Source organism: Amycolatopsis bartoniae (genome assembly GCF_014191255.1).
In the GTDB taxonomy this organism is placed as follows: Bacteria; Actinomycetota; Actinomycetes; order Mycobacteriales; family Pseudonocardiaceae; genus Amycolatopsis_E; species Amycolatopsis_E bartoniae.
Map to the genome: position 1 here is coordinate 859,752 of NZ_JACHWH010000003.1, position 20,876 is coordinate 880,627.

Annotated in this window: 19 protein-coding genes; 15 read left to right on the plus strand and 4 right to left on the minus strand. The window is 71.7% G+C overall.

The window, feature by feature from the left end:
* Positions 1–19 precede the first annotated feature (19 nt).
* Positions 20–634, plus strand: coding sequence for a hypothetical protein (locus FHX82_RS20810; RefSeq protein ID WP_145936509.1), 615 nt, complete (start codon positions 20–22; stop codon positions 632–634).
* Between the two features lie 19 nt (positions 635–653).
* On the opposite strand, the gene FHX82_RS20815 is transcribed toward FHX82_RS20810, so the two are convergent.
* Entirely contained in the window at positions 654–1,286 is a 633-nt protein-coding gene (locus FHX82_RS20815) for a TetR/AcrR family transcriptional regulator (protein WP_145936510.1), read from the minus strand.
* A 124-nt stretch (positions 1,287–1,410) separates the two neighbouring features.
* Here FHX82_RS20815 and FHX82_RS20820 point away from each other — a divergent pair, with 124 nt between their 5' ends.
* The 3 genes from FHX82_RS20820 to FHX82_RS20830 are packed head-to-tail and all read left to right on the plus strand — an operon-like array spanning position 1,411 to position 5,373.
* Positions 1,411–2,892: a flavin-containing monooxygenase gene (locus tag FHX82_RS20820; RefSeq protein WP_145936511.1), complete on the plus strand. Its 1,482-nt coding sequence runs from the start codon at positions 1,411–1,413 to the stop codon at positions 2,890–2,892.
* A 16-nt stretch (positions 2,893–2,908) separates the two neighbouring features.
* Positions 2,909–4,414 carry a long-chain-fatty-acid--CoA ligase gene (locus FHX82_RS20825; RefSeq protein ID WP_145936512.1) on the plus strand — a complete coding sequence of 502 codons (1,506 nt, stop codon included), beginning with the start codon at positions 2,909–2,911 and terminating at the stop codon, positions 4,412–4,414.
* Positions 4,411–5,373 (plus strand): phosphotriesterase family protein, encoded by a 963-nt coding sequence (locus FHX82_RS20830; RefSeq protein ID WP_145936513.1) that lies wholly within the window; start codon positions 4,411–4,413, stop codon positions 5,371–5,373. The genes FHX82_RS20825 and FHX82_RS20830 overlap by 4 nt, the downstream gene beginning before the upstream one ends.
* Here the strand turns inward: FHX82_RS20830 and FHX82_RS20835 are convergent, their stop codons facing one another.
* Positions 5,374–6,042 carry an esterase/lipase family protein gene (locus FHX82_RS20835; protein WP_145936514.1) on the minus strand — a complete coding sequence of 223 codons (669 nt, stop codon included), beginning with the start codon at positions 6,040–6,042 and terminating at the stop codon, positions 5,374–5,376.
* 130 nt (positions 6,043–6,172) lie between these two features.
* Positions 6,173–7,438 carry a DUF6801 domain-containing protein gene (locus tag FHX82_RS20840; protein ID WP_145936515.1) on the minus strand — a complete coding sequence of 422 codons (1,266 nt, stop codon included), beginning with the start codon at positions 7,436–7,438 and terminating at the stop codon, positions 6,173–6,175.
* A 252-nt stretch (positions 7,439–7,690) separates the two neighbouring features.
* On the opposite strand from FHX82_RS20840, the gene FHX82_RS20845 reads away from it, so the two are divergent.
* From FHX82_RS20845 to FHX82_RS20895, 11 genes are all read left to right on the plus strand, one after another.
* On the plus strand, positions 7,691–9,721 hold the full coding sequence (locus FHX82_RS20845) for an AMP-binding protein (RefSeq protein ID WP_145936516.1): 2,031 nt from the start codon (positions 7,691–7,693) through the stop codon (positions 9,719–9,721).
* A gap of 195 nt (positions 9,722–9,916) precedes the next feature.
* A complete protein-coding gene (locus tag FHX82_RS20850) occupies positions 9,917–11,035 on the plus strand; it encodes a DUF6801 domain-containing protein (protein WP_145936517.1) in 1,119 nt (372 codons plus the stop codon).
* A gap of 1 nt (position 11,036) precedes the next feature.
* Positions 11,037–11,819, plus strand: a complete 783-nt coding sequence (locus FHX82_RS20855) for an MlaE family ABC transporter permease (RefSeq protein ID WP_145936518.1) — start codon at positions 11,037–11,039, stop codon at positions 11,817–11,819.
* Position 11,820: 1 nt separating this feature from the next.
* Complete coding sequence (locus tag FHX82_RS20860) at positions 11,821–12,630, plus strand: MlaE family ABC transporter permease (protein ID WP_145936519.1); 810 nt, start codon at positions 11,821–11,823, stop codon at positions 12,628–12,630.
* Entirely contained in the window at positions 12,627–13,808 is a 1,182-nt protein-coding gene (locus FHX82_RS20865; protein WP_145936520.1) for an MCE family protein, read from the plus strand. Before FHX82_RS20860 ends, FHX82_RS20865 begins: the two co-directional genes overlap by 4 nt.
* Positions 13,805–14,818, plus strand: coding sequence for an MCE family protein (locus FHX82_RS20870; RefSeq protein WP_145936521.1), 1,014 nt, complete (start codon positions 13,805–13,807; stop codon positions 14,816–14,818). Before FHX82_RS20865 ends, FHX82_RS20870 begins: the two co-directional genes overlap by 4 nt.
* Positions 14,815–15,807, plus strand: coding sequence for an MCE family protein (locus FHX82_RS20875; protein WP_145936522.1), 993 nt, complete (start codon positions 14,815–14,817; stop codon positions 15,805–15,807). Before FHX82_RS20870 ends, FHX82_RS20875 begins: the two co-directional genes overlap by 4 nt.
* Positions 15,807–16,784: an MCE family protein gene (locus FHX82_RS20880; protein WP_145936523.1), complete on the plus strand. Its 978-nt coding sequence runs from the start codon at positions 15,807–15,809 to the stop codon at positions 16,782–16,784. Before FHX82_RS20875 ends, FHX82_RS20880 begins: the two co-directional genes overlap by 1 nt.
* Entirely contained in the window at positions 16,781–17,770 is a 990-nt protein-coding gene (locus FHX82_RS20885) for an MCE family protein (RefSeq protein ID WP_145936524.1), read from the plus strand. The genes FHX82_RS20880 and FHX82_RS20885 overlap by 4 nt, the downstream gene beginning before the upstream one ends.
* Positions 17,770–18,822, plus strand: coding sequence for an MCE family protein (locus FHX82_RS20890; protein WP_145936525.1), 1,053 nt, complete (start codon positions 17,770–17,772; stop codon positions 18,820–18,822). Before FHX82_RS20885 ends, FHX82_RS20890 begins: the two co-directional genes overlap by 1 nt.
* Positions 18,823–18,835: 13 nt before the next feature.
* Entirely contained in the window at positions 18,836–19,375 is a 540-nt protein-coding gene (locus FHX82_RS20895; protein WP_145936526.1) for a hypothetical protein, read from the plus strand.
* A 32-nt stretch (positions 19,376–19,407) separates the two neighbouring features.
* Here the strand turns inward: FHX82_RS20895 and FHX82_RS20900 are convergent, their stop codons facing one another.
* Positions 19,408–20,700 carry a PucR family transcriptional regulator gene (locus FHX82_RS20900; RefSeq protein ID WP_145936527.1) on the minus strand — a complete coding sequence of 431 codons (1,293 nt, stop codon included), beginning with the start codon at positions 20,698–20,700 and terminating at the stop codon, positions 19,408–19,410.
* Between the last annotated feature and the right edge of the window lie 176 nt (positions 20,701–20,876).

Below are 20,876 nucleotides of genomic sequence, written 5' to 3' on the forward strand. Positions count from 1 at the left end.
TGGCGGCGACGCTTCGTCGGTGAGCCCTTCGCACGCCCCGGCCCGGCGAGGTGCTGCCTCGTGGTTCGGCCTCGACACCGGCACCCGCACACTCGGAGAGGCGGACGACCTGGCACACGAGCTGGTGGACCGGCTCCGCCTGCCGGAGTCCGCGGTGGTGTGCACGCACCTCGTCCGGCTGGGAGAGCCGCACGTCGCGCTGTCCCTCGCGGTGCCGCCCGGGTTCGACGGGGTGTGGAACGAGCTGACGAGGTACGCCGAGCACGGGACGGCCGGAGCGGCCGGCGGCAGCGGCCGGTCGGGCCGCCCGGACCTGGCCGCGGCGGCGGCGCTGGCGGCGGCCGAGCACCAGGCGGGCACGGGCGGGCGCGCCGTGGTGTTCCCCGGTTCGGCGGCACTGCGCGGGACGGTGCTCGCCGGGGAGCTGCTGGCGCGCTCCGCGATCGGGCGGCTGGTGGTGTTCGGCGGGCAGCCGCCGGAGGCCGGTGACCTGCTCGAAACGCGGGACCACGTCCGTCCGGAATGGAGGGACGGGGAGCTGGTGCTGGCCGTGACGCGGATCCACAATGGACGGTTCGCGCCGTTCGAGGCGGCTCCTTCGGCGGTCTGCCAGGCGGACCAGATCAGTCCATAGTGGACGACGGCTGCCTCGGTCAGCCGTAGATCGCGCGGAGCCAGATCTCCAGCAGCACGTCCACCACGTCGGCCTCCGCGACCGTCGGCTCCTCCGCCGCGAAGGTGGCGTGCAGCATCCGCTCGTTCATCAGGTTCAGCGCCGTCGCGATGTCGCGCGCCGGGCGGCCGGGGGGAGCGGCGCCGCGCTCGCGTTCGGCCTCGATGCTCGCCGCCGTGCGCTCGACCCAGCGGTCCATCACCTTCGACCACAGCTCGCGCACCTCGGCGTTCGCGGGGCGCGCCTCCGCCAGCGCGAGCGCCACCGCCCGGTGCGCGCGGAACGTTTCGTAGAACGCGTTGATGCAGCCCCGCCACGCCTGCGCCTTGTCCTCGTTCGGCTCGTCCAGCACCCGCGACGACGCCCGGTCCGCCTCCTCGGCCACCCGGTCCAGCAGCGCGAGCAGCACCGCGTCCTTGCCGCGGAAGTAGAAGTAGAACGTCGGCCGCGAGATGCCCGCGCCCCGCGCCAGCTCGTCGATCGAGATGTCCCGCAGCGGCCGCTGTTCGAGCAGCCGCTCCGCGGTGGCCAGGATCGCCAGCTCCCGGTCGTCCCCGGTCGCCCGCGGCGGACGGCGCCCGCGGGTGGGCCGGTTGCCGGCTTCGGTGCTCATACCGGCACTCTAGCGGGCGCCGAGCTGGCTCAACACTGTGTCGAGTCCCTCGACGTGGTGTTGACGAGGCGAACCTACTCTGGGTAAGTTCCGGTCAGCAGGAGTCCGCGAGCAAGGGAGCCCGATGACACGCGAACACGGAGACGTCCTCATCGTCGGCGCCGGGCTGTCCGGCATCGGCGCGGCCTGCCACCTCGTGCGCGAGAACCCTGGCAAGACCTTCACGATCCTGGAGGCACGCGGCGCGATCGGCGGCACGTGGGACCTGTTCCGGTACCCCGGTATCCGCTCCGACTCCGACATGTTCACCCTCGGCTACGAGTTCCGGCCGTGGACCGACGCCAAGGCCATCGCCGACGGCGAGTCGATCCGCCGCTACATCCGCGAGACCGCGCGCGAGTACGGCGTCGAGGACCGGATCCGCTTCCACCACAAGGTCGTGCGGGCCGAGTGGTCGAGTGCCGACGCGCGCTGGACCGTGACCGCGGAGCGTTCGGACACCGGCGAGACCGCCGAGTTCACCTGCGGCTTCCTGTTCACCAACGCCGGGTACTACGACTACGACGAGGGCTACACGCCGAAGTTCCCGGGCGTCGAGGACTACCGCGGCCGCCTCGTCCATCCGCAGCACTGGCCCGAGGACCTCGACTACGCCGGCCGGCGCGTCGTCGTCATCGGCAGCGGCGCCACCGCCGTCACGCTCGTGCCCGCGATGGCCGAAAAGGCCGGGCACGTGACGATGCTGCAGCGCTCGCCCAGCTACGTCCTCGCGCTGCCGGGTACCGACCGGCTCGCGCAGCGGCTGCGCCGGATCCTGCCGTCGAAGGTCGCCGACCCGGTCATCCGCTGGCAGCACGTCCTGGCGAGCTCGCTGCTGTTCAGCCTTTCCCGCCGCCGTCCCGGGCTCGTCAAGAAGCTCCTGCGCAAGGCGGCGCAGCGGCAGCTGCCGCCGGACTTCGACGTCGACACCCACTTCAACCCCAGCTACGACCCGTGGGACCAGCGCCTGTGCGTGGTGCCCGACGGCGACCTGTTCCGGGCCGTGCGCCACGGCCGCGCCTCCGTGGTGACCGACCGGATCGCGACGTTCACCGAGCGCGGGCTGCGGCTGGAGTCGGGCCGGGAGCTGGCGGCCGACGTGATCGTCACCGCCACCGGGCTGAACCTGCAGCCCGTCGGCGGGATGACGCTCGCCGTCGACGGCGAGGACGTGGACCTGAGCAGGACGGTGTCCTACAAGGGGATGATGCTCTCCGGGGTGCCCAACTTCGCCTTGACCGTCGGCTACACGAACGCGTCCTGGACGCTCAAGGCCGACCTCGTCGCCCGGTACGTCGGCCGCCTGCTCCGCCACATGGACGAGCACGGCTACGACCGCTGCACGCCCAAGGCGCCCCCGGGGCCGCTGCCGAGCGTGCCGTTCATCGACCTCAAGTCCGGGTACGTCCTGCGCAGCATCGACAAGCTGCCGAAGCAGGGAGATGACGCCCCTTGGCGGCTGTACCAGAACTACCCGCGGGACGTACTGTTGCTCCGCCGCGGGCCGCTGGAGGACGAGGGGATCGAGTTCTCCAGGGCGGCGGCGCGGAAGACGGCGGCGGTCTGAGCGGAGGAAGAACCCGATGAGCTTCACGCTGGCAACGATGCTGCGGGAGTCCCGGCTGGCGGCGCCGGACAAGGTGCTGTGCCACTTCGGCGACGCGTCGTTCACCTACGCGCAGGTCGACGAGCTGTCCGGGCGGGTCGCCGCGAGCCTGCTCGACCTCGGGCTGACGCGGGGGGACAAGGTCGCCGTGCACCTGCCGAACCTGCCGCAGTTCCTGTTCGCCTACTTCGGCATCCTCAAGGCCGGGCTGGTGATGGTGCCGCTCAACCCGTTGCTGCGCGCGGCGGAGATCGCCTACCATCTGTCCGATTCGGACGCTCGTATGATCGTCACGTTCGAGTCCTTCGCGGCCGAGGCCGTCAAGGCAGCGTCCGAAGTGGACGTTCCGGCCTACGTCGTGACCGCCCCCGGTGCCGAGCCGCCCGCGGGCACGCGCCACTTCGACGAGCTCTACCGCGGCGCCGACACCGGCGACCTCGTGCCGACGAACGCCGACGACACCGCCGTGCTGCTCTACACCAGCGGCACGACGGGGAGGCCCAAGGGCGCCGAGCTGACGCACTTCCAGCTGTACATGAACTGCACGGTCAGCGGCGAGCTGTTCGGCTACCGCGACGACGACGTCGCCATGGGCGTGCTCCCGCTGTTCCACGTGTTCGGGTTGTCCAGCGTGCTCAACATCTCCGTGCGCTTCGGCGGCACGGTCGTGCTGGTGCCCCGGTTCGAGGTGGCCGCCGTGCTCGACGCCGTCGAACGGCACCGGTGCACGATCTTCTCCGGGGTGCCGACGATGTTCCACGCGCTGGCGCACGCCGACGTGGCCGGGCGCGACCTGTCGTCGCTGCGGGTCGGGGTGTCCGGTGGTGCCGCGATCCCCGGCGACACGATGCGCGCGTTCGAGGAGAAGTTCTCGGGCGTGGTGATCCTGGAGGGCTACGGGCTGTCGGAGACGGCGAGCACCGCGACCTTCAACCGCAGCGCGCAGGAGCGCAGGGTGCTCTCGATCGGGAAGCCGATCTGGGGCGTGGAGGTCCGCGTGGTGGACGAGAACGACACGCCGTTGCCGCCGGGGGCGGGGAACGTCGGCGAGGTCGTCGTCCGCGGGCACAACGTGATGAAGGGCTACTACCAGCGGCCCGAGGCGACGGCGGAGGCGTTCCGCGGCGGCTGGTTCCACACCGGCGACCTCGCGTACGCCGACGAGGACGGCTATCTGTACATTGTGGACCGCAAGAAGGACCTGATCATCCGCGGCGGCTACAACGTCTACCCGCGGGAGATCGAGGAGGTCCTCTACGAGCACCCGGCGGTCGGCGAGGCCGCGGTGATCGGCAGGCCCGACGCGAAGCTCGGCGAGGAGGTCGTCGCCGTCGTCAGCACCACGGCGGAGATCACGCCGGACGAGCTGGTGGAGTACTGCCGGGAACGGCTCGCGGCGTACAAGTACCCGCGTGAGGTGCGGATCGTGCCCGAGCTGCCGAAGGGGCCGACGGGCAAGATCCTCAAGAAGGAGCTGCGGTGACGGCCGTGCCCACCGTGCGCGGCACGGTGGACAGCGGGGAGCTCGGCCGCACCTACATGCACGAGCACATCTTCGCGCTCACGGCCGACGTGCAGCAGAACTTCCCCGAGGAGTGGGGCGACGAGGACGCGCGGGTCGCCGACGCCGCGGCCAAGCTGAAAGCGCTTGCCGCGCAGGGCGTCCGGTCTATTGTGGACCCCACGGTGATCGGGCTGGGCCGGTACATCCCGCGGATCCAGCGGGTCGCGGAGCTGGTGCCGGAGCTGAACATCGTGGTGGCGACGGGGATCTACACCTACGAGAGCGTGCCGCCGTTCTTCTACCACCGCGGGCCCGCGGTGGGGCGGCCCGAGCCGATGGTGGACATGTTCGTCCGCGACATCACCGAGGGCATCACCGGCACCGGCGTGCGGGCGGGGATGCTCAAGTGCGCGATCGACGCGCAGGGCCTGACCGAGGGCGTCGAGCGGGTGATGCGCGCGGTCGCGCAGGCGCACCACCGCACGGGCACGCCGGTCACCGTCCACACGCACCCGGACTCGAAGACGGGCCGCCACGTCAAGCGCGTGCTGTGCGACGAGGAAGGCGTCGACCCGCGGCGCGTGGTGCTCGGGCACAGCGGCGACACCACCGACTGCGACCACCTGAGCGAGCTCGCCGATGCCGGTTTCGTGCTGGGCATGGACCGGTTCGGGATCAACCTCGCCACCACCTTCGAGGCGCGCGCCGACACGCTGGTCGAGATGTGCCGCCGCGGCTACGCGGACCGCATGGTGCTCTCGCAGGACGCGGCGTGCTACATCGACTGGATCGACCCCGAGGTACTGGGCCTGCTGCCGCAGTGGCACTACCTGCACATCGCCGACGAGGTGCTGCCGTACGTGCGCGAGCGCGGCGTCACCGAGGAGCAGGTTCAGACCATGCTCGTCGAGACGCCGCGCCGCGTCTTCGAGGGGTGATCAGGTGCCGAGGAACGTCCGCACCTGGGTCAGGACCGCGGTGTCGGTGAGGTACCCGATGTGCGTCTGGCACGCGACGTAGTTGTTCGTCGCCCCGTTCAGCTCCGTGCTGGTGTACGGGATGATGATGCCGTCACACGGCGAGTACCACGTGGCGTACCGCGTCGGGCCCGGGGTTTCGTCGCCGGAGGTCACCTGCGCGATGAACGACGAGCCCGGGTACATCTCCTGGCACGACGGGTTGGTCAGGCACGCGCCGGCGTACGTCGTGCCGTGGTTGGCGCCCGCGATCGACGCCACGTGGTTCACGTACGCCGACCCGCCGAGCTCGTGGACGTACCAGTCCGTCACGAGACCGCCCATCGAGTGGTTCACGATGTCGACCTTCGCCGAGCCGGTCTGCTGCCGCACCTGGTTGACGTAGGACGCGAGGCCCTGCGCGCTCGTCTTGTTGGATCCCGCCCAGTTGTAGTTGTAGGCGTACAGCTCGTTGCTGCTGTACCCGGCCGCGGCGAACAGCGCCTCCGCGGTCGTCCAGTTCGACGCGTTTCCGGAGTAGCCGTGGACGAAGATCACGGGGGTGTGGGTGGCGGCCTGCGCGGGACCGGCACCGGCGAGCATCAGCACGCCGGTGCACAACGCGAGCAGTGCGCCCAGGACACGACGCATGGAACCTCCTCGTCGAGGGAACAGGGATCTCCGAGTGTCGCGTGCCGCGCACGGGCGCACATCGGTGAAACGGCCAGTGCGCGACAGGAAAGGACCCCGGCCCGCGGGCCGGGGTCCTCCCGGTGCGAGGTCAGGACGCCTTGGGGGTCAGCGTCGCGTTGATGGTGTTGCCCGGGCCGGTGGCCAGCGCGCTGATGAGCCCGTTCAGCGGCCCGCAGCCGGTCAGCGACGCCACGTCGTAGGTGCCGCTGAGGTTTCCGCCCGTCAGCGGGTCGAACCCGGGGCCGGACCGCAGCGCGATGTCCGACGGGGCCGAGGTCCGGCAGCTGGGCGACTTGCTGATCGGGAAGCCCAGCACCTTCACGACCGGCAGCTTGATCGTCGTGCTGCTGTGGGAGGTGAGCACGCCGTTCGCGAGCGTGCCGGTGGTCTGGCCCTCCTGCTGGAACGCCACGTTCGCGGTGATCGGGATGAAGTGGAACAGCTTCGCCTGGAGGCTGCTCGGGTCGAGCGTCAGGTCCGCGGTGAAGGCCCCGGTCGCGAGGTCGAGGTTAGCGTCGATGCCGCCGGTCAGCGGCACGTTCGCGCCGAGCTTCTTCAGCGTGGACGAGCCCTGCAGCGCGTAGCCGTACTGGATGCCGCCACCGGGGTTGCCGGGCGTCGTGGTGGGCGCGGTCGTCGTCGGCTCGGTGGTGGTGGGTTCGGTGGTGGTGGGCTGCGTCGTGGTCGGCTCGGTGGTGGTGGGTTCGGTGGTGGTTGGCTCCGTCGTGGTGCCGCCGCCGTTGATGGTGATCGTGGCCAGTGTGTTGTTCTGGCCCGGCACCTGCGTGCACTGGGAGTCGAACGTGCCGAGCCCGGTGTCACTGCCGTCCGCCCGCTTCGGGTGCAGCGTCAGCTTGACGTCCCCGACCGTGATGGTCGCGGTGCCGGGCTGGGTGAACGTCATCGACGGCGCGGAACCCGTCGCGGTGACGTCGAACGAGCCGGACGCGGGCACCGGGGTGGTCGGGATGGTCGCCGGCACGGTGACCGGGATCGTGCCCTCCGGCGCGGTGACCGTGGAGCTCGCCGCGGCCGAGCCTTCGACGGTGGCGGCCCCGACCAGCGTCAGGCCCTGGGTGGCCGTCGCCGGCACCGTCGAGACCGTCGTGACGTCGAACGCCGGGGTCGGTTCCCCGACCGTCGCCGTGTCCGGGACGTCGGCGCTGATCCTGATCGGCAGCGTCTGCGTGCCGATCAGCGGGAACGGGCACGTGTAGTTCAGCGTCAGCGACGCCGGCGCCGCCGAGCTGACGCCGCCGCCGAGCAGCACGGCGGTGAGCGCGGTCCCCGCCGCCACACAGCCGGACGCGCCCGCAGCGAGCCATTTCTTCGTTCTGTTCCGGTGCTTCACCATGATCCTCCGAATATCGGCGGTGATACCCGAGATCCCACGAGGAGAAATCGGCGGAAACGGTTTTGCTACCGGTGAGTAAGCTAGTTTCGCGGAATCGGCGGCCGCAAGGTGCCGGACCATTTCCCCGGTGAAGTTGTCACGGGACGGCACGCTCGCGCGGGCCCGACTGGCACGCGGAGGCCAAGAGTGGGCCCGAGCTTCGTGCTCCGGGAGCGTTGACCGGACGCCAGGAACGGCTCTAGTTTCGGCCGAATGCCGGACTGTGTCAGCGTCGACATCGACATCGACTCCCCGCGCTCCGAGGTGTGGCAGGTGATCAGCACCCCGGAGCTGTACCCGCGCTACTTCCGCGGGGTGGGCACGTGCGAACGCACGGGCACCGTGGGCGGGCGGGGCGCCCGCTACCGGATCAGGCTGAGCCTCTGCGGCGCCCCGGCCGAGCACGAGCTGCGCGTGCTGATCAGCCGCCGCGACGAACAGCTGGTGCTCGACAGCGAGGGTGACACCGCGGGCTCGGTGTCGCTGCAGCTCACCGACGCCGGCCCCGGCCGCACGCAGGTGCGGTGCATCTTCTTCCGCCCGCCGGGCAACCCGAACGACCTGCGGGAGTGGGTGCGCGACGGGCTCGCGCGCGTCGGCAGGCACCTCGCGGGCGTGCCGGACCAGCTGCCCGCCGAGCGCGCGCCGACGGCGCTGCAGATCGCGAACACGCTGGTCTCGGCCGGCATCATCACCGCGGGCCGCCCCGACCGGCTGCTGCGTCAGCTGCGGGCGGTGTCGAAGTGGGGCGCCACCCTCGCGGGCGGCTACACCGCGGCCGCGGCGAGCGCGCCGAAAGAGCTGGCGGTCATCGACGACGAGGGCCCGCGCTGGACGTTCGCGGAGCTGTCGCACCGCGCCGACCGCCTCGCGGGCGTGCTGCGCACGATGGGTGCCGGTCCGGACGGGAAGGTCGCCGTGCTGGCCCGCAACTCCGGCGAGCTCGTGCTCACGCTGCTGGCCTGCGGAAAGCTCGGCGCCGACGCCGTGCTGTTCAACACCGGGCTCGCCGAACCGCAGGTGCTCGAAGGGGTGGAGCGGCACGGGGTGCGGATCGTGGTCGCCGACCCGGAGTTCACGCCGCTGCTGACCGGGCTGCCGTCCGCCACCGCGTGGCTCGACACCGACCGCCTCGGCCCGCTCGTCGACCGGGCGCCCGACGTCCGGATCGACCCGCCCGAGGTCCCCGGCAGGCTCGTGGTGCTCACCTCCGGCACGACCGGGGAGCCGAAGGGCGCCCGGCGCCCCACGCCGAAGGGGCTGTCCGCCGCCGTCGCGCTGCTGTCGCGGATCCCGCTGCACGCGCGCGACCGGATGCTGATCGCGGCGCCGCTGTTCCACACGTGGGGCCTCTCGGCGCTGCAGGTCGGCACGCCGCTGCGGACCACGCTCGTGCTGCAGCGGCGGTTCGACGCCGAGGAGTGCCTGCGCGCGGTCGCGCGGCACCGGGTCAACACGATGTTCGTCGTGCCGCTGATGCTGCAGCGGATGCTGGCCCTGCCCGCCGACGTGCGGGAGAAGTACGACACCAGCAGCCTGCGGGTGGTCGTGAGCAGCGGCTCGGCGCTGCCCGGCGCGCTCGTCGAGAACTTCACCGAGGCGTTCGGCGACGTGCTCTACAACTTCTACGGCTCCACCGAGGTCTCCGCGGCCGCCGTCGCCACGCCCGAGGACCTCAGGTGCGCGCCGACGACGGCGGGCTACCCGCCGCTCGGCTCGCGCCTGGCCGTGCTCGGCCCGTCCGGCGAGCCGCTGCCGCCGGGCGAGGTCGGCTGGATCCACGTGGGCAACGACCTGCTGTTCGACGGCTACACCGACGGCAGCAGCCGCGCTGTGCGGCACAACCTGATGGACACCGGTGACCGCGGTTACCTCGACGCCGACGGCAGACTGTTCGTCTCCGGCCGGGCCGACGACATGATCATCTCCGGTGGCGAGAACGTGTTCCCGCGCCCCACCGAGGAGGCGCTGGCCACGCTGCCCGGCGTGCTGGAGACCGCGGTGCTCGGCGTACCGGACGCCGAGTTCGGGCAGCGCCTGGTCGCCTACGTCGTCGCCGACCCGCGGGCCGGGCTGACGGAGGACTCGGTGCGCGAGTACCTGCGGCACCGGGTGGCGCGCTTCGCGCTGCCCCGGGACGTGGTGTTCGCCGCGGCCCTGCCCCGCACCCAGACGGGCAAGGTGCTCAAACGATTGCTGCTGGAGGAGGGCTGGCTCACCGGGGAAAGACGCGCACACGCGTGACAAGTTCCGGCGGAGTAATTCGCGGGAAGTGCCAAAAGCGGATTTCCGTGACAACGTCCGCGGGTGCGGTGCGCAGTTCCGTGACAAGAATCGCGGCGTTTTCGAACACCGGGGACGAGATCATTGTGGGTAGTTCCTACGCGCCGGTAGCGTCGGCTCCCGTCCCGTCTCCGCCGTCCTTTCCGGGAACCCGCCGTGAACCGTGCTCTCCGCGCCGCCGTCGCCGCCGTGGCGCTGGCTGCCGGCCTCGTCGCGCTGCCGCCGGGGGCGGCGCTCGCCGGACCGGTGAGCCACGACGGCACGAGCACGTGCGACGGCTCGCCGGTGACGGTGTCGTTCAGCGCCACGTTCGCGGACGCGGTGCCCGCGGGCGGCGAGGTGGTCGCGGCGCAGCCGGCGGTCCGGATCGTCGTGCCCGCCGCGACGGTGGACGGCTGGCGTTCCGGTGGGGTCACCGCCGTCGACGCCTCGGCCGTCGCGGAGCTGACCTACGGCACGGCGACCGCCACGGTGGCCGGACTGTCCACATCGGACGTCGCGCTGCCGGAGTCCGGTGACCTGACCGTCACGCTCACCGGGCAGGCGCCGGGGATGCCCGCGCAGGCGGGGGAGCAGCCGGTGGCGCTCGGGCGGCTGGCGCCGGCGCTCGTGGCGCACGACCGCAGCGGCAGCAGGGACCTCGGGTGCACGGAGGTGCCCGGTGCGCCGTTGACCACGGTGGCCGTCGCCCCGACCGCGCAGGCGCCCGCGATCCTGGCGGACACCCCGTTGCTGACCGCGCACTTCCTCGTGGACGGCACCTCGCGGATCGCGAAGCTCGGCTCCGACCTGAAGCTGACCCAGGGCACCTTCGACGCGGGCCTCTACAACGGTGACGCGGGCACCATCCGGATCGAAGGCGATCTGGCGATCCCGCCCACAACCGGATACTTCATCGCCTTCCGCTTCATGCCGGTCACCAGCCTCGTCCAGCTGCCGCAGACGGAGAAGGCCACGGGCACGGCGGACATCTCCAGCGGCCTGTTCACCCCGGACATCGACGTCACGGTCCGGGTGAACCTCACGGTGGGCGACGTGCGGGAGGACGGGGTGCCCATCGAGGTCGGCGACTCCTGCCACGCGCCGCTGGTGATCCGGATGCGGGGCCGCTCCTCGCTGACTCCAGGCTCGCAGTCGACCATCCAGTCCACTTTCGACATTCCGCCGTTCACCGGGTGCGGGGTGACCGAGAACCTGGACCCGCTGCTGACCGGCCTGATCTCCGGGCCGGGCAACACGATGACGACGACGCTGACCGCGCAGGGGGTGGGCTGACGTGACCACCCCGCTCACCGCCGCCCGCGGCGCGGTCTCCCAGTTCGGGCAGCTGTTCGCGCTCGGGGCGGACGTGCTCGTCGCGATGACGAAGCGCCCGTTCCAGGTCCGCGAGTTCGTGCACCAGTTCTGGTTCGTCGCCAGCGTGTCGATCCTGCCCGCCGCGCTCGTGGCCATCCCGTTCGGTGCCGTGATCACGCTTCAGCTCGGCTCGCTCACCAGCCAGCTCGGTGCCGAGGCGTTCAACGGCGCCGCGAGCGTGCTCGCCGTGATCCAGCAGGCGAGCCCGATCGTCACCACCCTCGTCGTCGCCGGGGCGGGTGGTTCCGCGATCTGCGCGGAGCTGGGCGCGCGGACCGTGCGTGAGGAGATCGACGCCATGGAGGTCCTCGGCGTCTCCCCGGTGCACCGGCTCGTCGTGCCGCGCGTGCTGGCCGCGACCGCGGTCGCCGTGCTGCTCAACGGGATGGTCAGCTTCGTCGGCGTCACCGGCGGCTACGTGTTCAACGTGCTCCTGCAGGGCGGCACGCCGGGCGCGTTCCTCGCGAGCTTCTCCTCCCTGGCGCAGCTGCCCGACCTGTGGGTGGGCGAGATCAAGGCCGTCGCGTTCGGGTTCCTCGCCGGGCTCGTCGCCTGCTACCGCGGCCTGCACCCGCGTGGCGGCGCGAAGGGCGTGGGCGACGTGGTGAACCAGTCCGTGGTGATCACGTTCCTGCTGCTGTTCTTCGTCAACTTCGTGATCAGCGTCCTCTACCTGCGGCTCGTGCCCGCGAAGGGAGCGTGACGTGACCACCCGACCGGCCTACGCGCTGGCGCGCCTCGGCGACCAGCTCACCTTCTACCTGCGGGCGCTGGCGTGGATCCCGCGCACCGTCACGCACTACTACCGCGAGGTGATCCGCCTGCTGGCGGAGGTCGCGTTCGGCAGCGGTGCGCTCGCCGTCATCGGCGGCACGATCGGCGTGATGGTCGGCATGTGCGTGTTCACCGGCACCGTCGTGGGGCTGCAGGGGTTCAGCGCGCTCAACCAGATCGGCACGTCCGCGTTCGCCGGGTTCCTGTCCGCCTTCTTCAACACCCGCGAGATCGCCCCGCTCGTCGCCGCGCTCGCGCTGTCCTCCACCGTCGGCTCCGGGTTCACCGCCCAGCTCGGCGCGATGCGCATCGCCGAGGAGATCGACGCGCTGGAGGTGATGGCGATCCGCAGCATGCCCTACCTCGTGACCACCCGGATCGTGGCGGGCTTCCTCGCGATCATCCCGCTGTACGTGATCGGGCTGCTGACGTCGTATCTGGCCGCCCGGACCACGACGGTGTTCGTCTACGGCCAGTCCGCGGGCACCTACGACCACTACTTCAGCCTGTTCCTGCCGCCCGGCGACGTGCTGTGGTCGTTCGCGAAGGTGCTGGTGTTCAGCATCGCGATCATCCTCACGCACTGCTTCTACGGCTACCGCGCCAGCGGCGGCCCGGCCGGCGTCGGGGTCGCGGTGGGCCGTTCGGTGCGGACGTCGATCGTCGTGGTCAGCATCCTCGACTTCTTCCTGAGCCTCGCCATCTGGGGCGCCACCACGACCGTGCGGGTGGCGGGATGACCGGCGGGCGCCCGCTCCTGCGGTTCCAGGTGCTCGGCCTGGTGTTCCTCGCCGTGCTGGCCGGGCTCGGCTGGCTCACCGTCGAGATCTACGACAAGGCGTTCACCTCGGTCGTCCCCGTCACGCTGCGGGCCGACCGCGCGGGCACCCAGCTGAAGGCGAACGCCGACGTGAAGGTGCGCGGCGTGCTCGTCGGCGAGGTCCGCGAGGTGACGGTGCGCCCCGGCGGCGTCGACGTGCACCTGGCCCTCGACCCGGCGATGACCGGCCGCATCCCGCGCAACGTCACCGCGCGGCTGCTGCCGAAAACCCTGTTCGGGCAGCGGTACGTGAGCCTCGTGCTGCCCGCCAGCCCGGCCGGGAAGATCACCTCCGGCGCCGTCATCGACGAGGACCGCAGCGCCGGGGCGGTCGAGCTGGAGCAGGCGCTGCGCGACCTGCTGCCGGTGCTGCAGACCGTCCAGCCGCAGAAGCTCGCGAGCACCCTGGGCGCCGTTTCCCAGGCGCTGGAAGGGCGCGGCGAGGAACTGGGCACCACGCTCGGCACGCTGCAGGACTACCTGGCGCGGCTCAACCCGGAGGTGCCGCAGCTCCAGTCCGCGATCTCGAAGTTCGCCGACACCGTCCGCACCTACGAAACCGCCGCGCCGGACCTCGTCGACGCCCTCGGTGACCTGCGTTCCACCGCGACCGCGGTCACCCGGCAGCAGCAGGACCTCGCCGCGCTGTTCACCACCGTCACCGGCGCCGCCGACGACACGCACGGCTTCCTGAACGCGAGCGGCGGCACGATCGTCTCGCTGTCCGCGGACAGCAGGCCCGTGCTGGACCTGCTCGCCGAGTACGCGCCGGAACTGCCCTGCCTCGCCGACGCCGCCGCGAAGCTGGTGCCCACTGTGGACAAAGCACTCGGCGCGGGCACGAACCAGCCCGGCCTGCACGTCGAACTGCACGTCAAACCCGCACCCGCGCAACGGACTCCGCCGACTGTCGCGAAAGGACCAAAGTGCTACTCGGCGGGTTCGGCGGCCCCGCCCACCGCGAACAGCCCCGCCGAGCAGCAGCTGTTCTCCGAGCTGCTCGCGCCGGTGTACGGGGTCTCGCCCGACGACATCCCGGGCTGGAGCGGGCTGCTGCTCGGCCCGGTGCTGCGGGGAACGGAGGTGACGCTGAAATGAGGGGACTGGCGGCCCCGCTGGTCAAGGGCCTCGTGTTCGCCGTGGTCACGGTCCTCGCGACCGCGCTGCTCGCGGTGACCATCGCGAACCAGGGCGGCGGGGAGACGGTGAGCTACCGCGCCCGCTTCACCGACGTGACCTCGCTGAACGACGGCGACGACATCCGCATGGCCGGGGTGCGGGTCGGGCAGGTGGAGGACATCGAGCTGGTCGATCGGCGCTTCGCCGAGGTCACGTTCAGCGTCGACCGCGACCGGAAGCTGGCCGCGACGGTGACCGCGACCGTCAAGTACCGCAACCTGATCGGCCAGCGCTACGTCGCGCTGGACCAGGGCACCGGCGCGGGCACGCTGCCGCCGGGCGGGCTCATCCCGCTGGAGCGCACGCACCCCGCGCTCGACCTGACGGCGGTGTTCAACGGGTTCAAGCCGCTGTTCCAGGCCCTGTCGCCGACCGACGTCAACAAGCTCGCGGGCGAGATCGTGCAGGTGCTGCAGGGCGAAGGCGGCACGGTCGACGACCTGCTGCGGCACACCGCTTCCCTCACGTCGTCGCTCGCGAACCAGGACCAGGTGATCGGGCAGGTCGTCACCAACCTCAACACCGTGCTGGAGCGGGTGAACGCCCACGACGCCCAGCTCTCGCAGCTGCTGGACGCGACGCAACGGCTGGTGTCCGGGCTCGCCGCCGACGCGAAACCGCTCGGCGACGCCATCGACGGCATCGGGCAGCTCACCGCCAGCGCCGCGAACCTCGTCCAGGACGGCCGCGCCCCGGTGCACGCGGACGTCGACGCGGTCAACCAGCTGGCCAAGGCGCTGGGGGACAACACCCCGGAGTTCGAGAAGTTCCTGGCGAACCTGCCGCAGAAGTACGAGGCGATCGGCCGCATCGCCTCCTACGGCTCGTGGCTCAACTTCTACCTGTGCGCGGTGTCGTCCGACGCCGCGCCCGCCCCCGGCGGCGGCCCGGTGGGCGTGCCGGACACGCAGGCGAGGTGTGGCGCATGAGGTCCTTCCGCTCGCGCAGCCCGTTCCGCGTCGGCCTCGTCGGCGGCGTGGTCCTGCTGCTGGCCGGGCTGCTCACGCTGTTCTGGGACGACCTGCCCGGGCTCGGCTCCGGCACCACCTACACCGCCGACTTCGGCGAGGCCGCGGGGCTCGCGTCCGGCGACGAGGTACGCATCGCCGGAAAGAAGGTCGGCGAGGTGACCGGCGTGGCACTCGCGGGCGATCACGTGCGGATCTCCTTCCGCGTCAGCGGCGCGTGGGTCGGCGACCAGACCGTCGCGGCCATCCGGATCAAGACGCTGCTGGGCGCCAAGAACCTCGCGCTCGACCCGCGCGGCGACCGCGACCAGGACCCGCACCAGGACATCCCGCGGAACCGGACCGTGACGCCCTACGACGTGACGGCCGCCTTCGGGGACCTGGCGCAGACCGCCGGGGAGCTGGACACCGACCAGCTGGCGCAGAGCTTCCGTACGCTGTCCGACACGTTCTCCGCCGCCACCCCGGACGACGTGAAGTCCACTCTGGACGGTCTGTCGTCGTTGTCCCGCACCATCTCCTCCCGCGACACGCAGCTCAAGCAGCTGCTGGCGGGCACCTCGAAGGTCACCGGCACGATCGCGCAGCGCACCGGCCAGCTCGCCGACCTCATCACCGACGGCAACGTGCTGCTGGCCGAGTTCCAGAAGCGCCGCGACGCCATCGACGCGCTGCTGCGCGGCACGCAGGACCTCGCGGCCCAGGTCCGCGGGCTGATCCAGGACAACGACGCGCAACTGCGGCCCGCGCTGGAGCAGCTGGACCGCGTCACCGACGTGCTGGCACGCAACCAGGGCAACCTCGACCGCAGCCTGGCGCTGGCCGGGCCGTTCTACCGGCTCGTCGGCGACGCCATCGGCAACGGCGACTGGATCGACACCTACGTCTGCGGGCTCGTCTCCGGCGCCGGCGGCAGCTGCCGCCCGCCGAAACCGGGAGGGAGCGGGTGATGGTCAAGTACCTGCGGATCACCGCGTTCGTGGCGATACTGGCGGTGCTCGCCGGGTCGGTCGCCGTGCTGGTGCACGAGACCACCCGCAGCAGGCACTTCACCGCGTACTTCACCTCCGCGGTCGGCATCTACGCGGGCTCGGACGTGCGCGTGCTCGGCGTCCGCATCGGCGGTGTCGACGCCGTGGAACCCCAGGGACAGCAGGTGAAGGTCACCATGTCCGTCGACCCCGCTGTGCCCGTCCCGGCGAACGCCGGCGCGCTCGTCGTGACGCCGAGCCTGGTCTCCGACCGGTACGTGCAGCTCGCCCCTGCGTACACGGGCGGGTCCAAGCTGGGCGACGACGCGGTGATCCCGGTCGCGCGGACCGCCGTACCGGTGGAGATCGACCAGCTGTACGCGAGCCTCGACCGCCTGACCACCGCGCTCGGGCCGGCCGGCGCCAACGGGTCCGGTGCTCTCAGTGAGCTGCTCAAGAGCGCGTCGGCGGACCTCGGCGGCAACGGGCAGCAGTTCGGCGACATGATCCGGCAGCTGGGGCAGGCGGCCACCACGCTGAGCGAGTCGAAGGACGACGTCTTCGCGACCGTCGACAACCTGCAGAAGTTCACGACCATGCTGGCGGACAACGACTCCCAGGTGAGCAAGCTCGCCGACCTGCTCGCCGGAGTCTCGGCGAACCTCGCGGGGGAGCGGGACGCGTTCGGCGGCGCGCTCGACCAGCTGGCCGGCGCGCTCGGGCAGATCCAGCAGTTCGTGCGCGACAACCGATCCCATCTGAAAGCCAATGTGGACAAGCTGATGGGCACGACGCAGCTGCTCGTGAACCAGCGGAACTCCCTGTCCGAGGCCCTCTCCACGGCCCCGGCGGCACTGGGCGACCTGCTGAACGCGTACGACTCGGGCAGCAGCACCCTCTACACCCGCGCCGACCTCAACGAGTTCAGCATGCTGCCACTGGGAGGTGGCCAGTGAAGCGCTTTCTGCTGCTGGTGCTCGTGCTGCTGGGCACGGCGACCGGCTGCTCGTTCGGCGGCCTCTACGACACGCCGCTGCCCGGCGGCGCCGCCCTCGGCGACCGCCCGTACCGGGTCACCGCCGAGTTCCGGGACGTGCTCGACCTCGTGCCGCAGTCCGCCGTGGAGGTCGGCGACGTGCCGGCGGGCCGGGTGGAGAAGATCGCGCTCGCGGCGGACGGCCGCACCGCGGACGTCACGGTGGTGCTCAACGGCGACGTGCGCCTGCCCGCCAACGCGACCGCCTCGCTGCGCCAGTCGAGCCTGCTGGGGGAGAAGTTCGTCGAGCTGGCCGCACCGGACGATCCACAAGGGACACTGACCGACGGGGCGAAGATCCCGCTGGCGGCCACGAACCGCAACCCGCAGGTCGAGGAGGTGCTCGGCGCGCTGTCGATGCTGCTCAACGGCGGCGGGGTCGGGCAGCTGCAGGAGATCACGCGCGAGGTGAACACCGCGCTCGACGGGCGCGAGCCGGAGGTCCGCGCGCTGCTGTCGGACCTCGACACGTTCGTCACCGGACTGGACTCGCGGCGGGACGACATCACCCGCGCACTGGACAATGTGGACCAGCTCGCCGGATCGCTGGCCGGGCGCGGCGAGGAGATCAGCGGCGTGCTGCGGGATCTCGGACCGGGAATCGACGTGCTGGCAAGGCAACGTGACCAGCTGATGTCCATGGTGGACTCGCTGAACGGGCTTTCCGGCGTCGCCACGGACACCATCACCCGCAGCAAGGACGACCTGCTGGCGGACCTGCGCTCGCTCGAACCGACCCTGCGGCAGCTCACCGCCGCCGCGCAGCAGCTGCCCCGCGCGATGGAGCTGCTGCTGACGTTCCCGTTCCCGGACTCGGTGCTGCCCGCCATCAAGGGCGACTACCTCAACCTGTTCCTGGACTACCACGCGCAGACCGGGCCACCGCTGCCACTGGGAGGTTCGTGATGCTGACGCGGCGGGTGCGGCTGCAGGTGGTCGTGTTCGTGCTGCTCGCGCTGGCCGGGGTGACCTACGTCGGCGCGCGCTACGCCGGCGTGGAGCGGCTGCTCGGCACCGGCGGCTACCTCGTGCACGCCGAGTTCCCCGACACCGGCGGCGTGTTCAGCGGGGCCGAGGTGACCTACAACGGCGTGCCGGTCGGCCGCGTCGGCGACCTGCGGCTGACGGACGCGGGCGTCGAGGTCGACCTGCGCCTCGACGACGGCTCCCCGCCGGTGCCCGCGGACGTCGAGGCCGTGGTGACCGACCGCTCGGCGGTGGGGGAGCAGTACGTCGACCTGCGCCCGCGCAGCGCCGGAGCGCCGTACCTGCACGACGGGTCCGTGATCGCGCGGCCGAGCACCGCGCTGCCGCCCAGCAGCAACGACCTGGTGGTGAACCTCGACCGCCTGGTGAACTCGGTGCCGCGCGACGACCTGCGGACCGTCGTGGACGAGCTGTACCTCGCGACGCAGGACACCGGGCCGGGCCTGCAGGCGCTGCTCGACGCGACGAGCGGGTTCACCCAGGCGGCGGCGGACCACCTGCCGCAGACACTGGACCTGATCACCGACGGCAACACCGTGCTGGCCACGCAGCTCGCCAGCTCCGACGCGATCAAGCGGTTCGGGGAGAACGCGAAGCTCATCGCGTCCACATTGGACTCTTCGGCGGGCGACGTGCGGACGATCCTGTCGTCGGCCGCGCCCGCCGCCCAGCAGATCAGCGCGCTGCTGCACGAAACCGGGCCGAACCTGACGAGCCTGCTGGCGAACCTGCTCACCACGTCGCAGGTGCTGCTCGACCACCGGAACGGCGTCGAGCAGCTGCTGGTGGTGGCGCCGGAGGCCGTCGACCTGGGCGGCCGCGTGATCACCGGCGACACGGCCGGGTTCGGCCTGGTGACCACCTTCTTCGACCCGCTGCCCTGCACCGCGGGGTACGAGGGCACGCCGTACCGCGACGGGCTCGACACCGCGCCCGTCCCGCTCAACACGGGCGCCGGGTGCCGGCGCTAGTTTCGGAGGAACGATGAGGATCCGTCTGCTCACCGTCGCGCTGGCCGGGCTCGCGCTCACGGCGTGCGGCACCGCGTCCGCGCCGACGAGCACGGAGAACGGCCCCGCGATCACCTGGTCGGACCACGTGTGCGAGGTGGTGCGCGCGGGCGGCGTGCGGCTCGCGCAGCTGCCCGCGGTCGACCCGTCCGCGCCCGCGAAGGCCAAGGACAGCCTGGTGACGTACCTGGGTTCGCTGTCGGCCGCGCTGACCGACCTGGCGAACGGCATCACGCGCGAGGGCGTCCCCCCGGTGCGCGACGGCCAGGCCACGCTGGACCGCGCGATGGCGACGCTCACGAGCAACCGCACGTCGGTCGACCGGGCGAAGGAGAAGCTGGCCGCCGCCCCGGTGACCGACCAGGCGACGTTCGACGCCGCGGTGCAGAACGCGAGCACGGCGTTCGCCAACCTGGGCACGGCGGAGGGCCCGACGAAGGACTTGAAGGACAACCCGGAACTCGCGCAGGCCTTCGGAAAGGCCCCGAACTGCCGCAACCTGGACGGCGCCTGAGCTTCGGTGCGGCCCCGTTCCGCGAAAAACCCTCAGCCCTCCAGCAGCTGCTGCGCCCGCAGGGCGATCTCCAGGTTGGACCGGCTCTCCGGGTCGTTCAGCTGCTCGCCGAACAGCTCCTCCAGCTGACGCATCCGGTAGCGCACCGTCTGGGGGTGCACGCCGAGCCGGTCGGCCATGTCCGGTGCCGTGCCGCTGGACTGCAGCCACGCCAGCAGCGTCTGGCTCAGCCGCGCCCGCTGCTTCTCCGTCAGCCCCTCCAGTGGCGCCAGGCACCGGCGGATCAGCTCCCTGATCAGGAACTCGTCCGACAGCAGCCACAGCGTCGCCAGGTGATCGGTCGCGCGGATCACCGGACCCACCTCGATCACCGACCGCGCGGCCAGCTCCATCGTCCGCCGCGCCCAGCGCAGCGACAGCGCGGCGTCCCCGAGCTCCACCGGCGGCCCGACGGCCGCCCGCCACCCCGCCAGCGCCTGCTGCAGGTCCTCACCCGGCAGCAGCGACGAGTCCGCCAGCAGACAGGGCTGCGGCCCCTCCAGGTCCATCAGGATCTCGGAGTCCAGCGGCGGCGGCTCCAGGTCGTGCTGGTCCGCCCGCGGCTCCAGCGCCACCGCCACCACCCGGTCCGGCAGCTTCCAGCCCGTCGCCAACGCCAGCGACGCGATGGCCTTCGGCGACGCCGGCGGCTCCGCCAGCACCAGCTCCAGCAGCTGCCGCCGCTGCCGCGCCCGCGTGCCCGCCGCCCGTGCCTGCGCCGCCGCGTAACCCTGCAACGACAACGCGGAGATCTCGTCCACGTACGAGAAGATCGCTTCCGCGCCCACGCACAGGAAATCCGTGGACAGCCCCAGCGACTGGCTCACCGCCGCGATGTAGCGCCACGCCACCCGGCCGCCCACGCGGTACGCGGTCTGCAGCTGGTTGAGGGTGCGCCCCTCGCTGAACTCGACCTTGCCCAGGTGCCGGAACACGCTGATCCACGCGTCCTGCGGCGCGGCGGGGTTGCCGAGGTTGTCCAGGCAGTGCAGCACGGCCTGCTGGACCGCCTCGACGATCGTCTTGCCGAACGGGCCTTCCAGCGGCTGCGCGTACTCCGGCACGGCCAGCTGGATCTCCCGGAGAATCTCCCGCGACAGCCCGTCGGCGTGGGGGCGGAATGCGCGCGACAGCTCACGCGGCAGCGAAGCCCACAACCGGCTCGCGCGCCCGATGCCCGCCGACAGCTCCGGCTGCCGTGGCCGGGGCGGGAAACCGCCGGGGCGCGCGCGGGGCGGGGAGATCCGTCGGGTACTGGGCTGCCGGGAACCGGCCTCGGTCGTCATGATTACCTCTGATCGCAACGAAACTGGCGGCGCTGCCGTCGCACGGCTCGGTAACCTTCCGCACTTGTCGGAGGAACAACATCGCACCGGGCCAGCGGCTTGGCAAGCAGCTCTTCCGGAACCGGAGTAACGCTGCCCCGCGATCGGCGCAGCACCGTTCAGGAAGGTGACATTCC

What these genes read in the sequence shown, in the direction of transcription:
- FHX82_RS20815 (WP_145936510.1), bottom strand. Translation starts at nt 1,286, where the DNA reads ATGAGCACCGAAGCCGGCAACCGGCCCACCCGCGGGCGCCGTCCGCCG.
- FHX82_RS20825 (WP_145936512.1), top strand. Translation starts at nt 2,909, where the DNA reads ATGAGCTTCACGCTGGCAACGATGCTGCGGGAGTCCCGGCTGGCGGCG.
- FHX82_RS20895 (WP_145936526.1), top strand. Translation starts at nt 18,836, where the DNA reads ATGAGGATCCGTCTGCTCACCGTCGCGCTGGCCGGGCTCGCGCTCACG.
- FHX82_RS20900 (WP_145936527.1), bottom strand. Translation starts at nt 20,700, where the DNA reads ATGACGACCGAGGCCGGTTCCCGGCAGCCCAGTACCCGACGGATCTCC.
- FHX82_RS20870 (WP_145936521.1), top strand. Translation starts at nt 13,805, where the DNA reads ATGAGGGGACTGGCGGCCCCGCTGGTCAAGGGCCTCGTGTTCGCCGTG.
- FHX82_RS20835 (WP_145936514.1), bottom strand. Translation starts at nt 6,042, where the DNA reads ATGCGTCGTGTCCTGGGCGCACTGCTCGCGTTGTGCACCGGCGTGCTG.
- FHX82_RS20840 (WP_145936515.1), bottom strand. Translation starts at nt 7,438, where the DNA reads ATGGTGAAGCACCGGAACAGAACGAAGAAATGGCTCGCTGCGGGCGCG.
- FHX82_RS20820 (WP_145936511.1), top strand. Translation starts at nt 1,411, where the DNA reads ATGACACGCGAACACGGAGACGTCCTCATCGTCGGCGCCGGGCTGTCC.
- FHX82_RS20880 (WP_145936523.1), top strand. Translation starts at nt 15,807, where the DNA reads ATGGTCAAGTACCTGCGGATCACCGCGTTCGTGGCGATACTGGCGGTG.
- FHX82_RS20865 (WP_145936520.1), top strand. Translation starts at nt 12,627, where the DNA reads ATGACCGGCGGGCGCCCGCTCCTGCGGTTCCAGGTGCTCGGCCTGGTG.
- FHX82_RS20845 (WP_145936516.1), top strand. Translation starts at nt 7,691, where the DNA reads ATGCCGGACTGTGTCAGCGTCGACATCGACATCGACTCCCCGCGCTCC.
- FHX82_RS20890 (WP_145936525.1), top strand. Translation starts at nt 17,770, where the DNA reads ATGCTGACGCGGCGGGTGCGGCTGCAGGTGGTCGTGTTCGTGCTGCTC.
- FHX82_RS20875 (WP_145936522.1), top strand. Translation starts at nt 14,815, where the DNA reads ATGAGGTCCTTCCGCTCGCGCAGCCCGTTCCGCGTCGGCCTCGTCGGC.